The following is a 16,469-nucleotide window of genomic DNA, read 5'->3' as shown; positions in this document are numbered from 1 at the left end:
CCGAAGGCTGATTTTGTCCCAAATAAAATCCTTGGGCTCAAAATTCGTTACACATTCCCAAACCGCCACCGCGGATTCCGTCCGGAGACCGTTTCCTGAATACCTAACTATCATATATTTCATCAAATAGAAAACATCGGGTTCGGGTTGGCACCAGGTTTGCATACCTGGGTTGTCCGACTCCCATGCTTTTCCGGCCGAATCGCCGGCCAATCACACATCCACCACTATGGAGGCATCTGATGCCCAAAAAACTCAAAGAGGTGCTGGTCGAAGCCGGCATTCCCATGGATTTCGAGTCGGGCGGCCATTCCCCGGCGAACCTCACGGACCGGGAAGTCGTCAAGGAGCCCCACGCCCGCGTGAAGGCCCTCAAGGACATCTTCATGCAGACCCTGTCCTCGGCCAACAACGAGTTCCCCTACTGGTATTCCCGGGAGTACTTCTCCCTGGATTCGGAGATCCCGGTCATCCGCCGCGCCCAGGCCCTGAAGACCGCCTTCAGCCACCTGACCCCGGTCATCTACCCCGGCGAGCTGCTGGTCATGCACAAGGCCCCCTTCTTCCGCGGGTCCTTCCCTATGCCCTGGCTGTCCGAGGGCTACTACATGGCCAAGGAGGACGAGCTCTACCAGGACGCCCTCAAGCGCGGTTCGGCCTCGGCCGACGAGCACTCCAAGTTCGGCACGGGCGGCGGCAACGTCACCAAGAGCTTCGGCAAGGTCGTGTCCCTGGCCGGCAAGTTCGGCATGCGCCAGGAAGAGGTCCCCGGCCTCCTGAACCTGGCCAAGAAGTGGGTCGGCAAGTCCGTCGACGACCTGGGCCACAAGTACGAGCAGATGGTCCCCGACTACGAAGTGAAGGAAGCCCTCATGCGGAACATCTTCTGCATGTTCGATTCCGGCTACACCCTGCCCCAGGGCCGGGAAGTCATCAACTACTACTACCCCCTCGAGTACGGCATCGACGGCCTCCTCGCCATCGCCCGTGAACTCAAGGACAAGGTGGCCGGCCGCGCCGACGGCGACGGCATCAAGGGCACCAACCGCCTCTTCAACTACGAAGCCATCATCCTCGTCCTGGAAGGCATCAGCACCTGGATCAGCAACTACGCCAAGGAAGCCCGCCGCCTGGAAGGGCTGGAGAAGAACGCCGTCCAGAAGCGCGAGTACAACCAGATCGCCGAGCGCCTCGAGTACCTGGCCCACGGCAAGCCCCGCGACTTCCGCGACGCCATCCAGATGATCCTCACCTTCCACCTGGCCGTGCTGAACGAAGACGCCATCTCCGGCATGTCCCCCGGACGCATCGGGCAGGTGCTCTATCCCTACTTCGAGCAGGACATCGCCGTCGGCCGCATCTCCGAGGACGAGGTCATGGAGCTCCTGGAGCTCTACCGCCTGAGCATCTCCTCCATCGACTGCTTCGCCTCCGCGGGCGTCGTGGGTGGCGTGCTCTCCGGCAACACCTTCAACACCGTCAGCATCGGCGGCCTCACCAAGGAAGGCAAGCACGCCTGCAACCGCCTGGAATACCTGCTGCTGGAAGCCGGCCTCACCAACGCCATGCCTCAGCCCACCCTGGCGCTGCTCTACGACGAGAAGCTCCCCGAGGACTTCCTCCTGCTGGCCATGGAGACCATCAAGACGGGCGTCGGCTATCCCGCGTTCATGAACAACCAGAGCGCCATGACCTTCATGATGAACCAGTACGGCGCCGAGGGCATGACCCCCGAAGAAGCCCGCGCCTGGGCCATCGGCGGCTGCCTCGAGTCCTCCGCCTGCTGCTGGAAGCCCCTGCACCTGAACGGGAAGGAATACTTCATTCCCGGCGGCGCCGGCCAGCCCACCTCCGTCGGCGTGCACTTCCTGGCCATGCCCAAGATCCTGGAAGCCGTCCTCTGGAACGGCGTGGATCAGCGCACCGGCCAGAAGGTCTTCGAGCCGCACAACCGCACGTTCACCACGTACGACGAGCTCTGGGACCAGTTCAAGCTCTACTGGCAGAAGGCCGTGGACGTCCTGGCCCTGACCAACAACGTCCAGCACGACATCTGGCGCAAGAACAACATGGCGGTCATCAACTCGCTCATGAAGCCCGATTGCATTGACACCGGCCACCTCATCGACGAGAAGGGCTACCGCTACAACGCCACCTACAACGTCGAGAGCGCCGGCACCATCACCGCCGTCAACTCCCTGGCCGCCATCAAGAAGCTGGTCTACGTCGACAAGTCCGTCACCCTCGAGGACCTGAAGAAGGCCGTCAAGGACAACTTCGGCTTCAAGACCGCCAAGGAAGTGAACTCCTTCTCCCTGTCCGACCAGGAGAAGCGCGAGGACGGACCCAGCGCCTGGGACAAGCTGCACTTCATGTGCCTGCAGGCTCCCAAGTACGGCAACGACGAAGCCTTCGCCGACGAGATCCTGCTCGAATGGGAGAACTTCTTCTGCCCCGACTGCTCCAACTACGAGTCGCTGTTCGCCCACAAGATGTATCCTTGCCAGATCTCCGTGTCCACGCACGGGGCCATGGGGTCGGCCACCATCGCCTCCATGGACGGGCGCCTCGCCGGCACGACCTTCGCCGACGCCTCCCTCTCCGCCTTCCCCGGCACCGACCGCAACGGCGTCTATGCCCTGCTGAACTCCGCGGCGATCTGGGACCACACCATGAGCCAGAACTCCCAGCTCAACATCAAGATCCACCCCAGCGCGATCCAGGGCCCCAGCGGCTCCCGCAAGCTCCTGGACCTCTGCCAGGCCTACATGCGCAAGGGCGGTTTCCACATCCAGTTCAACGTCGTGGACACCAAGGTGCTCAAGGACGCCCAGGCCAACCCCCAGAACTACCGCGACCTGATGGTGCGCGTCGCCGGATTCACCCAGTACTGGGTCGAGATCGGCAAGCCCGTCCAGGATGAACTCATCGCCCGCACCGAATACGAAGGGATCTGAACATGACGACCAAACTCAACCACCGCGACTGCCAGAACTTCGCCGCCATCGACGTGTCGAAGGGCATCTGCCACCTGACGAAGAACATCGTCCTGGCCGACACCGAACAGTGCGAGAACTGCGCCCCGCTGAGGAAGTGCTCCGGCTGCAAGCAGTTCTCCGCCACCAAGGACGTCATCGAGATGGGCGTGTGCGGGGCCTCCAAGATGGACCCGAAGTTCTTCGCCTATCCCGACATGGTCGCCACGACCTGTGAGATGTACCAGTCCCACTGAACCCAGGCGCCCCTCCAGAACCTTCCTGGCCTCCGCGGAACCTCGCGGGCGCCGGGAAGGTTTGCGGAAGGGGGAAGATCAGACACCAAATGCGTCACAAATGGGAGCAATCCTCATGGAAGAGAGAAACGCAAAATTCTACGGCTGGTCCGTGGTGTTCGCCTCCTGGCTGGCCGTGTTCTGCCTGTTCGGGTACCGGGCCACCTTCGCCATCCTCAAGGGCCCCATGGCCGTCACCCTGGGGTGGACCAGCGCCGAAGTGACGCTGGGCTATTCGCTCATGATGGTCGTCTACGCCGTGGCCGCCTACTTCAGCGGCATGATCCTGGACAAGTGGGGCACCAAGCCCGTCTATGCCGTGGCCGCCGTCTTCGGCGCCCTGGGCTTCGTCCTGACGGCCCGCATCGATTCCCACCTGGCCTACCTCTTCACCTTCGGCCTCCTGGGCGGCATCGCCACCGGCATGCTGTGGGTCACCTCCACCGTCTCCGTTCGTAAGTGGTACATCGGCAAGTCCTATGCCACCATGTGGGGCTTCGCCTTCGCCGGCGGCCCCATGGCCCAGTTCGTCCTGGCCCAGGTGGTCAAGCCGACCCTCTCCGCCAGCCAGGCCAAGCTCGACGGCGCCATCCGGCCCCTGATCGAGGGCGGCGCGGCCATGGCCCCCAAGCAGCTGGCCCTGGCCATCGCGACCAAGCTCAAGGACCCCGCGGTCCTGGCCATGGCCGACGTGAAGAGCGCCCTGCAGGGCCTCGAGCACGCCTGGCGCTACCAGATGACCATCCTGGGCGTCATCGTCCTCATCGCCCTGGTGGTGGCCGTCCTCGTGGCCAAGCAGTCCCCCGAGCGCTACGGCCTCAAGCCCTTCGGCGCCATCCCCGCCGCGCCCGGCACCGCCGCCGTGGCCGAGATCGACTGGACCATCGGCGAAGCCTTCTCCAAGTACGCCATCTGGGGCGGCATCCTCACCTTCCTCACCAGCATGATGGGCGAGTTCCTCATCTGGACCCAGGTCGTCAGCTACTGGACCCAGGACGTGGGCTACAACCTCAAGAAGGCCACCAACATCTACGCCCTCATCGGCCTTGTCGGCATCTTCTCCATGCCCATCATGGGCAAGGTGGCCGACCTGGTCGTCCAGAAGGTGGGCGTCGAGGCCAAGGGCCGCAAGATCATGCTCCTCGTCGGCCCCGCGACGGGCGTCATCGCCTGCCTCCTGCTGCTGGCGAGCCCCTCGGGCGACATCTTCGCCTACATCGCCTGCGTCATCTTCGCCATCTACTGGGCCATCGTGCCCGGCGGCGTGGTGGGCTACACCGGCGCCATCTACGGCCGCAAGACCCTGGGCAAGATCTGGGGCCTGGCCACGATGATCGTCATGGGCATCGGACCCTTCCTCGGCTCCTACATCGGCGGCTGGCTGAAGGACTTCTCCGGCAAGTACACGTACTCCATCTGGTTCGCCCTGTGCGCGTTCGGCGTCTCCATCCTGCTGGCGTCCACGCTGCCCCTCAAGGCCGAGTACAAGAAGACGGCGGCCTCCAAGCTGCCCATGGAACCCGAATTCAACAAGTAGCAGCGGAATGCCAGGAGACAAGGTGACCATCCCGACCGAACCGTCCACGCCCACCGGGCTCATTTTCGACATCCAGGCCCACTCGGTGCATGACGGCCCGGGAACGCGGACCACCGTGTTCATGAACGGATGCCCTTTCAACTGCGAATGGTGCTGCAATCCCGAAGGACTTTCCAGGAAGCCCGTGGTCATGCACCGCGACGGGCGGTGCCAGCACTGCGGGAAGTGCATCGAAGCCTGCCCCAAGGGAGCCATCTCCCTTGGGGCCGACGGCGTCGAGACCTTCGACCGGAGCCTGTGCACGGACTGCACCACGTACGAATGCGTGGAGTTCTGCTACCACGAGGGCAACGTCCTCAGCGGCAAGCGGTACACCATCGACCAGATCATCGCCATCTGCCAGCGGGACCGGGCCTACTGGGGCAGCGGCGGCGGCGTGACGTTCTCCGGGGGCGAACCGCTCCTCCAGCGGAACTTCATGCTCCCCCTCCTCAAGCGCTGCCGGGAGATCCGCATCAACACCTGCATCGAGACCACCGCGAGCCTGCCCTCGGACTACTTCATGGAAGCCGCGGCCCTGCTCAACTGGATCTTCGTGGACATCAAGAACATGGATCCGGTCGCCCACAAGGCGAAGACCGGCGCCGACAACGCGCTCACCCTGAAGAACCTCAGGCTGCTGGGAGCCTCGGACCTGGACTGTTTCGTCGTGATCCGCATCCCGGTGATCCCGGGCTGGAACGACTCCGAGGCCAACATCCGCGCCACTGCGCGGTTCGTCAAGGAGTGCGGCCTGGAGGTCATCAACCTCCTCCCCTTCCACCGGCTCAGCGAGTCCAAGTGGCGCCAGGTGGGCGAGGACTATGCCTTCAAGGACATCCCGGGAATGACCCTCGAGGACCTGAAGCCCCACGCGCAGTGGGTCAGGGAAGAGGGCATCACCTGCTACACCGGCTGGGAAACCCCCTTCTGAGCCGCCCCCCCCTCGAATCGAATGGAGTGACCATGCGAATGAATTGCAGGACCCTTGTGACCGCGCTGTCGGCCACGCTCGCGCTTTCCGCCCAGGCGCCGACCACCTTCGACGTGGGCTTCGAGGAGCGCGTGCGTTCCGAGGAGTGGAACAACATCACCGACCACAGTGACAAGATCAACGACGGCCACCTCCACTACCGCATGCGCACCCGTCTCTGGGGCCAGCTGAACATCGGCAAGGACCTGGAGCTGGCCGCGGGGCTGGCCCAGGAGAACCGCAAGGTGGTCCGCCCCGACGTGCCCTACAACGGCCGGCAGATATTCTTCGAGACGCTGTCGCTGAACTGGCGCTTCGCGCCGGGCTGGGCCGTGAAGGCCGGCCGGCAGGACATCATGCGGGGCGAGGGCTTCGTGTTCATGGACGGCAGCGCCCTGGACGGTTCCCGCTGCGCCTACATGAACGCCATCGACCTCACCCGGAACCTGGGCACCGCCTCGAGGCTCGAGTTCATCGCCATCTCCAATCCCCGGCAGGACAAGTACCTCCCACGCCTGAACGACCCCAGCGACCTCAACCTGGTGCAGCGGCTCACCGAGTGGGACGAGCAGGCCCTGGCCCTCTACTACACGGGCAAGGAGATCAAGGACACCACGATCGACGCCTATGCCGTCTACAAGACCGAGACCAACGACTACCGGGCGAGGAACAACGCCATGTACCAGCCCGACCGGAAATTCACCACCCTGGGCGGGCGCGTGGACCGCAGCTTCGGCGGCGGCTGGTCGGCCAACGCCGAGCTGGCCTTCCAGTTCGGGACCCAGGCCGCCAATGCCGCCCAGAACGTGGGCTCCAAGGACATCGGCGCCTACGGCGGCTACACCCATGTGAAGAAGTCCTTCGAGGCCTCCTGGAAGCCCCGGGTGTCCCTGGGCTACATCCTCCTCTCGGGAACCGACCCCCACTCCGACAAGATCGGCGGCTGGGATCCCGTCTTCAGCCGCTGGCCCAAGTGGAGCGAGCTCTACATCTACTCCCAGCCTGCGGAGAAGGGCGTGGGCTACTGGACCAACACCGGCATGTTCGAGGCGGAAGTGCGCGTGACCCCTGCGAAGAACTTCGACCTGCGGGCCACCTACTACAAGATGTCCGCCGTGGAGGCCCCCGCGGCCGTGGCCGGCCAGTTCGGCTCGGGCAAGGACAGGGGCGGCCTCGCGCAGGTGCGGGCCGACTACAAGGTCAACGACAGCTTCAAGGGCCACGTGCTCTACGAGCGCCTCACCCCGGGCAGCTACTACGGCGCCCAGGACCCGGGCTACTTCTTCCGCATGGAAGTGACCTACACGTTCAAGGCGCGGATCTGAACATGGTTCCCGCCACCGGCAGGTGTTCCTTGATGGGGGGGGTGAGGCCTGGGATAATGGCTCCCATGCCTATCAACTCCCCCCATGGAAAAGCGGCGTGCTTTCCCATGGTCTCAAGTGATTGCGCCGTCGACGAGGTTGTCGAACTCCTGCTGGTGAATGGCGGCTCCTCGGTGGAGGTGACCGGGGCCGGAGGGCAGCCCTGCGGCACCTTCGACCTGATGGGCCATCTCCTCCGGGTGCGCCAGGGCGGGTCCTGGGGGCCGGACGAGACCGTGGGCGCACACCTGGCGTCCCCCGGCGGGGAGGCGCCGCCCGCGCCGGAAGGCTTCTGGCGGGAGGTGCTCCACTCCATGCTGGCCGGGGCGGAAAAGCCCATGGTGGCCCTCACCGACGGCGCGGAGCGGGTCCTGTTCGCCAACGCGTCCCTGCGCGGGGCCTTCCCGGGCATCTTCCCGGCCGTCAACGTGCGCGTGGAGGATCTCCTGCCGGGCCATCCCGTGGGCCGGGAGGAGGACCGGGGTCCCGTCTCCTTCTGGTTCGTTCAGAACCAGCAGCGCGCGTTCATGGTCCTGCGCGTGCGCCCCGGGGCGGACGGCATCGGGGCCCTGGTGCTGTTCGAGCTCACCGCCCAGCTCAGCCAGGGCTACCGGGAGGCGCTGGACGAGGTGGACGTCCTCAAGCGCGTGCTGGACACCGTGGAGGGCCTCCAGGTGGTGGACACCCGGGGGATCATCACCCTGGTGAACGAGAGCTTCCTGAAGATCCACCACCTCACCCGCGAGCAGTCCGAGGGCCATCCCGTCACCGAGGTCATCGACAACACGCGCATGCACATCGTGGCCAGGACCGGCGTGGCCGAGGTGGACGAGATCCAGACGATCAACGGCCACGAGTACGTGGTGAGCCGGATTCCCATCTTCAAGGACGGGAAGTGCCTGGGGGTCGTGGGCAAGATCGTCTTCCAGGACTTCCAGGAGATCCAGCGCCTGGCCCTCAAGGCCAAGCGGCTCCAGATGGAGCTGGAGGCCCTGCGCAAGAGCAAGGGCAAGCCCCACTCGGACACCCGCTTCTCCTTCGAGGACATCATCGCCACCTGCGAGACCAGCCTCCAGGCCAAGGAGCGCGCCATGATGGGCGCGCCCACCGCCTCCACCATCCTCCTCCTGGGGGAGAGCGGGGTGGGCAAGGAGGTGTACGCCCACGCCATCCACAACCTCAGCCCGCGGTACAGCCGCCCCTTCGTGCGCGTCAACTGCTCGGCCATCACCGAGACGCTCATCGAGAGCGAACTCTTCGGGTACGAGGACGGCGCCTTCACCGGCGCCAGGAAGGGCGGCCGGGCCGGAAAGTTCGAGCTGGCCGACACCGGCACCATCTTCCTGGACGAGATCGGCGACATGCCCCTGGCGGCCCAGGCCAAGCTCCTGCGGGTGCTCCAGGAGCGCGAGATCGACCGGGTGGGGGGCGAAGGCACCATGCCCGTGGACATCCGGGTCATCGCCGCCACCAACCAGGACCTCTGGGCCATGGTGGAGCAGAAGAAGTTCCGCCGGGACCTCTTCTTCCGGCTCAACGTCATCCCCATCGTCATCCCGCCCCTGCGGGACCGCCCAGGGGACGTGAAGGCCCTGGCCAAGCTCTTCTGGGCCGACCTCCAGAAGACCCACGGCATCACCACCAAGTTCCTCACCGAGGGGGCCAAGCACCTGCTCCAGGACTATCCCTGGCCCGGCAACATCCGCGAGCTGCACAACGTCCTCGAGCGCACCTTCACCATCGTGCGGGACAACCTCATCAGCGAGGACCAGGTGCGCATGATCCTCCAGGGCGTGGGCTCCAGCGCGGGGCATGTGTGCGAGAACGAGGACTGCCCCCTGGACGAGGTGGTGGAGAAGGCCGAGCGCCGCGCCATCGGCTTCGCCCTGGCCCGCACCAACAACAACAAGGCCCAGGCCGCCAAGCTCCTCGGCATCTCCCGGCCCCTGCTCTACCGGAAGATGCACCAGTACGACATTTCCTAAGCCTTCGACACGGGAGAAATTCATGTCCGCATTCCTGGACGGCCTTCGGCTTCGTTCCAAATTCATCCTCATCCTGGCCACCCAGGCCATCCTCCTGGTCTCGGTGGCCGCCCTGGCCTGGCGCAGCCTCGCCCAGCTCCACGGAAGCCAGGTGGTGCTCTCGGACAGCCTCGAGAAGGCCTCCCGCATCACGTCCGCCATCGGGGACGCCAACCGGCTCCGCGTCCTTCACGTGGCCATGCTCGGGGCCGCGAGGTTCCCGGAGCACACCCAGAAGCTGGCGGGCATGGCGGAAAAGGTGGACGCGCGCTTCGTGAAGGAGCTGGATGAACTCCAGGCCCAGGCCTGGGATCCCTCCGACCGGGCCAAGGTGCGCAGCCTGGTGGCCCTCCTGGGGACCTACCGGAGCGGCTTCGCGGGGGCCTTCGCCGAGGCCCGCCGCGACCTTTCCCGCCTCCCGGCCCTCATGGACATCGGCTCCGCGGAGCTGGCGGAGGCCCGGTCCCAGCTGGAGGCCCTCCAGGAGGACCAGCGCCGCAGGGCCCAGGACATCGTGGCCCGCGACACCGCCTACGCCGCCACCCAGAAGGCCATCGTCGCCGGGGCCGTGGTCCTCGCCCTGGCGCTGGGGATCCTCATCACGCTGACCCTGAGCCGCAGGGTGGAACGGGCCGCCAAGGAGATCGGCGAGGCCATGGACGCCCTCCGGAGGGGTGATCTCACCCGGGCCCCGAAGGTCCTGGGCGGCGACGAGCTGGGCTTCATCGCCCGGAGCCTCGGCGAGGCCCTCCAGCAGCTGCGGGAGGACCTGAAGGCCATCGCGACCATCGCGGAGCGCTCCGCCTCGGGCGCCCTGGAGCTCTCCACCACCGCCACCCAGCTGGCCTCGGCCACGTCCGAGATCAGCCAGGGGGCGGAGCGCCAGCGGGAGGAGGTGGGCCAGTCCACCTCCGCCGTCCGGGCCCTGGCGGCCTCCCTCCAGGAGGTCCAGGCCGTGGCCCTGTCCGCCAGCACCCTGGCCGCCAGTTCCCTGCAGGCCAGCGCCCGCGGCCTCGGCGAGGTGGACGCCTCCGTGGAGGCCATGAAGGGGATCCTGGACAGCTCCCAGAAGGTGGGCCGCATCAACGGGGTCATCTCCGACATCGCCCGGCAGACGAACCTGCTCTCCCTCAACGCGGCCATCGAGGCCGCCAAGGCCGGCCAGCAGGGCAAGGGGTTCGCCGTGGTGGCCGAGGAGATCCGCAAGCTGGCCGAACGCAGCGGCAGTGCCGCCAAGGAGATCCAGGGCCTCATCGCGGAAAGCGGCGAGCGGGTGGACGTCGGTTCCCGGGCCGTGCGCATGGTCAGCGACAGCCTGGGGACCATCGAAGGCAACCTGAAGGAGCAGGCGGATTCCGCCATGGGGGCCGTGGGGGTGCTGGAGGCCCGGTCCGCCGAGAGCCAGGCCATCCTCGCCGGCATGGCCTCGACCCTCGGCATCACCGAGCGCACCGCCACCGCGACGGTGCAGCTGGTGTCCAGCCTGGAGGAGACCGGGCGCACCGTCGAGGACCTCTCGGCCGTGGCCCAGGACCTGCGCCAGCGGCTCACCCGGTTCCAGTACGCCTGACCGGAGGCCTTCAGTAGTCGATGCCCTTCCAGAAATTCGGCGTCTGGACGACCTGGTAGCGCTCGGGATTGGCGCGCACCAGGGCGTCGGCGGTGGCGTTCCACGCGGTGCCGTGGGCGTTCTGGCGGGTGTCCAGGATCACGGTCTGGTCGAGCAGGTAGTTGTGGAAGCCGGCGTTGGTGCGGTCCCGGCTGTCCTGGTTCGCGCGCCAGGCCTGGTGCTGGCGCTCGTTGGCGGCATTGGAGGCGTCCGAGGCGGCCTTGGCGGCGGCGCCGATGGCCTTGATGCGGGCGATGCCGGGGGCGGCGATGGCGGTGGCCTGCTGATTCACGACGGCCGGGTTCATCTCGAAGCTGGCGAAGAGGGACTCCAGGGTGGCCCGCTCCCGGTCGGCCAGGGCGACGGGACAGAGGGTGATGAAGATGATCACCAGGTAGGTTCCCGAGACGTAGTTGCCGGTGCTCAGGACCACGTTCATCTCCCGCATGCCCTTGCCGTCGGGGTTCACCTGCCCCGTGGCGTGGACGCAGGATTGGCCCCTGGGACTGGGCACCTGCTCCACCTTGTCGAAGCGGCAGTTGCCTGAGTTCAGGGTCAGGCCGTTGAGCTTGTAGAACTGATGGAACCGGTCGGGGAAGGCCTTGACCGGGTCCACGTTGAATGGGCAGACGATCGAGCCGGCCGTATGGGGGCGGATCCCGCTCTGGGCGAGCCGGCGGGTTCCGGGATCGGTGAGGTCATGGGCCATCCGGGTCTGGTTGAAGTAGACGATCTGCCCCTGGGGGCCGGTGACCTTCGCGCTGCCGCCGCCGCTCTGGGGATCGAGCTGCCAGCCATCCGGAACGGCGAGGGTGGCCGACCGGTCCCGCAGCGTGAGGGTGTGCATGGGGGCGATGCGGCCCCGGGCCGGGGCCGGTGCCGCTTCCCCGGCCGGGCTCCAGACCCCGAAGAGCTGAGTCAGCATGGGGTTGACCGTTTTCCCGAAGCGTTCAGCGTCATCCGTCACCAGGGCCGCCTCCAGGTGGCCCGGGGCGCCGTCGGCGGCGATCACCATGCCCGCCACGGCCTTGTTGCCCCGGGTGCGGCGGGTGACCGTGAAGAAGACCGCCACGGAGCGGGTGCCGCGCACCTGGAAGGGCTTGCCGACCTTGGGCCGCTCGCCGCACTGGGTGTGCACGGAGCGGAGCACCGAGCCCATGGCTGCCGCCTGGCTCCTGGCGCCCTCCACCTGCCCGTAGACGATGATCCCGCCCTGGGGGCTTTCGAGGGTCTTGAGGCCCGCCCGGGCCGGCGGCGCGGTCAGGACCAGGACGGGCACGATCAGGCACGGCTTGAACATGGTTCACTCCTCGAGCGGGAAGGGGGGCTTCTTCACTCCAGACAGCGCAAAGCCGGGCGGAAATGCCTCGCGACTTTTCCCCGGCGGCACCCGGGGAATGCTAGACTCTTGGAAATTATTCATACATTTTCTCGCGGACCCCGGAACGTTGCCAATGGAAACGCAACCTGGCGAGATCACCCTCCTCCTGGCGAAATGGCGGGACGGGGAGGCCGATGCCTTCGAGCAGCTCGTCCCCCTGGTCTACCCCCACCTGCGGGAGGTGGCTGCCGCCTATGTGCGGCGGGAGCGGGATCCGGGTCTCATGCAGGCGACCTCCCTGGTGCACGAGCTGTACCTGCGGCTGCACAACCAGCGCAAGGCCGCATGGGAGGACCGGGTCCACTTCTACACCTTCTGCGCCAAGGTCATGCGCATGATCCTCATCGACCATGCCCGGGGCACCCAGGCCCAGCGGCGCGGGGGGGCCGTCCAGCATGTTCCGCTCAGCGACGACCTGGCCTGGGTGGGCCTCGGGAGTCCGGAGCTCATCGAACTGGACGCCGCGCTGGACGCCCTGGGGCTCCTGGACCCCACGAAGGTCCAGCTCATCGAACTGCGCTATTTCCTGGGCTACACCGCCGAGGAGACCGCTTCCTTGATGAACCTCTCAAAGGCCACGGTGGACCGGCACCTGAGTTTCGCCAAGGCCTGGCTCTTCCGCCGCATGAACCCGCCCAAGGGCTGAGCCAGCCCGGCCCCGCTTCGCGCAGTCTTGATCAGAATCCCTGGAGTGCCGCCGTGTCCTCCGCCTCCTCCTCAGCTGGGAACGATCGCCCAGAACCCCTGCGGCGGGCGGAATCGCTCTTCCACGAGGTGCTCGAGGCGCCGGGGCCGCAGAGGGACCGGGCCCTGGAATCGGGCTGCGCGGGGGACGCGGCACTCCGGGCGGAAGTGATGTCCCTGCTGGAGGCCCACTACGCGGAGGAGGCCCTGGCGTCGCGGTGGTCCGGCGGAGGGCTGCGGGCCGCGGCGGCTCCCGACCTGCGGCGGGTCGGGCCCTACCGGTTGGGCCGGGTGCTGGGGCGGGGCGGCATGGGGGCGGTGTACCTGGCGGACCGGGTCGACGGCCAGTTCGACCAGCAGGTGGCCGTGAAGCTCATCGACCTGCCCCTGGCCACGGAACTGTTCCGGGAGCGGTTCCGGCAGGAACGGCAGATCCTGGCGGGGCTCGTCCACCCCTACATCGCCCGGCTCCTGGATGGCGGCGTGAGCGAGGAGGGCGAACCGTACCTCGTGATGGAGTATGTGGACGGCATCAGCCTGGAGCGCTTCTGCCGGGAGAACCGCCTCACGGTGCGGGACCGCCTCCTCCTCTTCCAGAAGGTGTGCTCCGCGGTGCACTTCGCGCACCAGAACCTCATCGTCCACCGCGACCTGAAGTCGGACAACATCCTGGTGCTGCCCGACGGCACGCCCAAGCTCCTGGATTTCGGCACCGCCAAGCTCCTGGCGCCCCAGCCCCTGCCCGGGGACTTCACCCGCCTCGGGCTCCAGGCCTTCACGCCCAGCTATGCCAGCCCCGAGCAGGTGCTGGGCGAGGCCATCACCACCGCCTCGGATACCTATTCCCTGGGGGTGCTCCTTTTCCTGCTCCTGGCGGAGAGGCCGCCCTACGAATTGAAAGAAGGCACCACGGCCGAACTGCTGCGGGTGGTCTGCACCGAGCAGCCGCCGAAGCCGTCCGCGGTTTGGCGCTCGGCCGAGCCCCCCGACGCCGACCTGGACGCCATCGTCCTGAAGGCCATGCGCAAGGAGCCCCAGGAGCGCTACCACTCGGTGGACGGGTTCGCCCGGGACATCCAGGCCTTCCTGGACGGGCGGCCGGTCCTGGCCCGGAGGGGCAGCCATGCCTACCGGGCCGCCAAGTTCATCCGCCGCAACTGGCTGGTCCTGGGGGCCGCCGCCCTGCTGTGCCTCAGCCTGGTGGCGGGCCTGGCGGGCGTACTTTGGCAGGTGCGGGTGGCCCGGCTGGAACGCAAGCGGGCGGAAGCCCGCTCGGAGGACATGAGGCAGCTCAGCAACAGCCTCCTTTCGGAAATCGACGAGGCGGTCAAACAGCTTCCCGGCTCGACGCCCGTGCGCCGCCTCCTGGTGGAGCGGGTCCTGGAGCACCTCGATCACATGGCCCGGGACGTGGCCGGGGACCGGCGCACCCGCCTGGATCTGGTGAACGCCTATACCCGCCTGGGCAACCTGCAGGGCAACCCCTACGACCAGAACATCGGCGACCGCGAGGGGGCGCTGGTGAGCCTGGGCAAGGCCCTCGTGCTGGCCAGGGCGCTTTGCGCCGGGGCGCCGGGGGATCCCGACCTCCTCGGGGTCCTCGCCCTGGCGGAGCAGTCCCGGAGCGAGGTCCTCTTCGGCATCGGACGGACCAGCGAATCCGTCGTCTCCATGCGGGCGGCCGTGGACGCCTTCGTGGCGAGAGCGGCGGGGCCGGGCGCCACGGCCACCCAGATCGCGGACGCCGGGTCGGCCTGGGGCGGCCTCGGCGACCAGTTGGGCCAGACGGGCGTGCCCAGCCTGGGGGATCCCGAGGGCGCCATCCAGGCCTACCGCATGGGCCTGGCCTGCGCCCAGCGGGCCCTGGCCGTGGACCCCGGCCACCTCCGGTCCAGGCGGGCCTTGGCCATCAGCCATTTCAAGATCGCCAACGTCCTCGCCGAAGGCGACCCCGTCAAGGCCGTGGAGGCGTACCACCTCTCCCTGGCCGCCTGGGAGGCCATCCCCGCCGCCGACCGGGCCGGCGCGGCCTTCCGCCGGGGCATCGCCCACACCTGCCGGAAGCTGGGGTTGGCCCTGAAGGAGATCCACGAGTACAAGGCCGCCCTTGCCGCGTTCCGGGAGGCCCGCGCGACCTACGAATACTTCGCCGGGGCCGATCCCCGGGACACCCGCGCCCAGTACGACCTCACGGTGGAACTCTCCAACGAGGCCGAGACCCTCTGGACGATGGCGGACCGGGACCTGAACCCCCACCCGGAGGACCCGGCCGGCGCCACCCGGTCCGCGGTGGAGCTGCTGGTCCGCAGCATGGCGGTGCTCCGGCGCCTGGTGGTCCTGGACCCCGGCAACCAGGGATGGGTCACGAACCTCGCCTACGACGAGGTGATGGCGGGCACCCTCGCCCAGGACCTGCCGTTGCGGGCCCAGGGCGCCCAGTGGTCCGCCTCGGGCATCGCCGTCCTGAAGGCCAGGGCCCAGGAGAAGGACGCCGCGATCCCGACGCTGGACCATGCCACGTCGGCCCTGCTGAGCGTGCGCCCCGAGCACCTGCGCAACCCCGGCCTGGCCGTCCAGTTCGCGCAACGCCTGGTGGCCATCAGCCGCCGCCGCAAGCCCGATTTCATGCTCAGCCTGGCCGAGGCCTATCACGCCCAGGGCAGGCTGGACCTGGCCCGCTCCACCGCAAAAGAGGGACTCGCCCTCCTGCCCCCGGTCCAGCCCGGGGCCGTGCGCTCCCGGTTGCGCAAGCTGCTGGAACGGGAGCTCCGGGCGAAAGGCTAGCTATTTCACATCTTCGGCCGGCACCTTGAGGGGCGCTGCCTTCGAAGGCATGGCCACGGGGTGCCTGCCCAGGATCTCGCCGAACCAGCCGCCCAGGGTGCCCGTGAGCTCCGGCAGGTAGGCGAACCCGTGCTCCTTGCCGGGCCGGATGCGGGTGTAGACGCCGAAGACGCCCTTCAGGGCCTGGGCGTTGGCGAGGGCGGCCGGGTCCTCCTCGGCGGCGGCCACGAACACGGAGGCCTTGGCCTGCTCCACGGCGCGGACCATGCGCAGCTCGGGCTTGTCGCCCCAGCCGCCGGCGGGGCTGAGGGCCAGGACGGCCACGGCGCGGACGCCGGGGGCGGCCACCAGGGCGGAGTACGCCCCGACGCTGGCTCCCGCGAGACCCAGGCGGCGGCCGTCGATGCGGGGCTGCCGGCGCACCCACTGGGCGGCCTGGACCAGGTCGCCGGGGATCAGGTCGAAGCGCACGGAGGCCGAGGACGCCGCGAAGTCGGTGGTGACGGCGACGTTCGCGTCGCCCTTTTTCGTGCTCTGGCCGTGGCCGCGCAGGTCCAGGGCGAGGGTGGCGATGCCCCGGGCGTTCAGGTCGTCCACGAGGAACTTCCACCCGGTGCGGTCGGACCCGAACTGGTGCGCCAGGATCACCACGGGGCGGGGGCCCGCCTGGGCGGGGATGGTGAGGGTGCCCTTGAGGGCGAACCCGTCCCTGCTCACGAGGCTCATGTCCAGGGCCGCGGGCTGGGCGGCGGAGAGCAGGGCGGGGAGGGACAGGAGGAGGCCGATTCGCATTGGAGCTCCTT

General features: G+C 67.7%; 11 protein-coding genes. 9 read left to right on the top strand and 2 right to left on the bottom strand.

The genetic code is table 11. From position 1 onward, the window contains the following. Positions 1-242 precede the first annotated feature (242 nt). The 7 genes from hpdB (at position 243) to RAH40_RS09475 (ending at position 10,778) form a co-directional block, all read left to right on the top strand. Entirely contained in the window at positions 243-2,957 is a 2,715-nt protein-coding gene (gene hpdB, locus RAH40_RS09505; protein ID WP_306601866.1) for a 4-hydroxyphenylacetate decarboxylase large subunit, read from the top strand. A gap of 2 nt (positions 2,958-2,959) precedes the next feature. Further along, complete coding sequence (gene hpdC, locus RAH40_RS09500; RefSeq protein WP_306601865.1) at positions 2,960-3,232, top strand: 4-hydroxyphenylacetate decarboxylase small subunit; 273 nt, start codon at positions 2,960-2,962, stop codon at positions 3,230-3,232. Between the two features lie 115 nt (positions 3,233-3,347). Next, the gene (locus RAH40_RS09495) at positions 3,348-4,808 is read left to right on the top strand and encodes a nitrate/nitrite transporter (RefSeq protein ID WP_306601864.1); all 1,461 of its coding nucleotides are present in this window, start codon (positions 3,348-3,350) and stop codon (positions 4,806-4,808) included. A 22-nt stretch (positions 4,809-4,830) separates the two neighbouring features. Beyond that, positions 4,831-5,781: a glycyl-radical enzyme activating protein gene (locus tag RAH40_RS09490; protein ID WP_306601863.1), complete on the top strand. Its 951-nt coding sequence runs from the start codon at positions 4,831-4,833 to the stop codon at positions 5,779-5,781. Positions 5,782-5,813: 32 nt separating this feature from the next. After that, positions 5,814-7,145 carry an alginate export family protein gene (locus RAH40_RS09485; protein WP_306601862.1) on the top strand — a complete coding sequence of 444 codons (1,332 nt, stop codon included), beginning with the start codon at positions 5,814-5,816 and terminating at the stop codon, positions 7,143-7,145. A gap of 107 nt (positions 7,146-7,252) precedes the next feature. Further along, a complete protein-coding gene (locus tag RAH40_RS09480; RefSeq protein WP_306601861.1) occupies positions 7,253-9,169 on the top strand; it encodes a sigma-54-dependent Fis family transcriptional regulator in 1,917 nt (638 codons plus the stop codon). A gap of 22 nt (positions 9,170-9,191) precedes the next feature. Continuing rightward, positions 9,192-10,778: a methyl-accepting chemotaxis protein gene (locus tag RAH40_RS09475; protein ID WP_306601860.1), complete on the top strand. Its 1,587-nt coding sequence runs from the start codon at positions 9,192-9,194 to the stop codon at positions 10,776-10,778. A 10-nt stretch (positions 10,779-10,788) separates the two neighbouring features. Here RAH40_RS09475 and RAH40_RS09470 read toward each other — a convergent pair whose 3' ends face one another. Further along, the gene (locus RAH40_RS09470; protein WP_306601859.1) at positions 10,789-12,117 is read right to left on the bottom strand and encodes a hypothetical protein; all 1,329 of its coding nucleotides are present in this window, start codon (positions 12,115-12,117) and stop codon (positions 10,789-10,791) included. Between the two features lie 154 nt (positions 12,118-12,271). Here RAH40_RS09470 and RAH40_RS09465 point away from each other — a divergent pair, with 154 nt between their 5' ends. Then, positions 12,272-12,844 carry a sigma-70 family RNA polymerase sigma factor gene (locus tag RAH40_RS09465; RefSeq protein WP_306601858.1) on the top strand — a complete coding sequence of 191 codons (573 nt, stop codon included), beginning with the start codon at positions 12,272-12,274 and terminating at the stop codon, positions 12,842-12,844. A gap of 53 nt (positions 12,845-12,897) precedes the next feature. After that, on the top strand, positions 12,898-15,666 hold the full coding sequence (locus RAH40_RS09460) for a serine/threonine-protein kinase (RefSeq protein WP_306601857.1): 2,769 nt from the start codon (positions 12,898-12,900) through the stop codon (positions 15,664-15,666). Here RAH40_RS09460 and RAH40_RS09455 read toward each other — a convergent pair whose 3' ends face one another. Further along, the gene (locus tag RAH40_RS09455; RefSeq protein WP_306601856.1) at positions 15,667-16,458 is read right to left on the bottom strand and encodes a S9 family peptidase; all 792 of its coding nucleotides are present in this window, start codon (positions 16,456-16,458) and stop codon (positions 15,667-15,669) included. Between the last annotated feature and the right edge of the window lie 11 nt (positions 16,459-16,469).

This window comes from Geothrix sp. 21YS21S-2, assembly GCF_030846775.1.
Taxonomy (GTDB): Bacteria; Acidobacteriota; Holophagae; order Holophagales; family Holophagaceae; genus Mesoterricola.
This window is presented reverse-complemented; position numbering and strand designations above follow the sequence as displayed.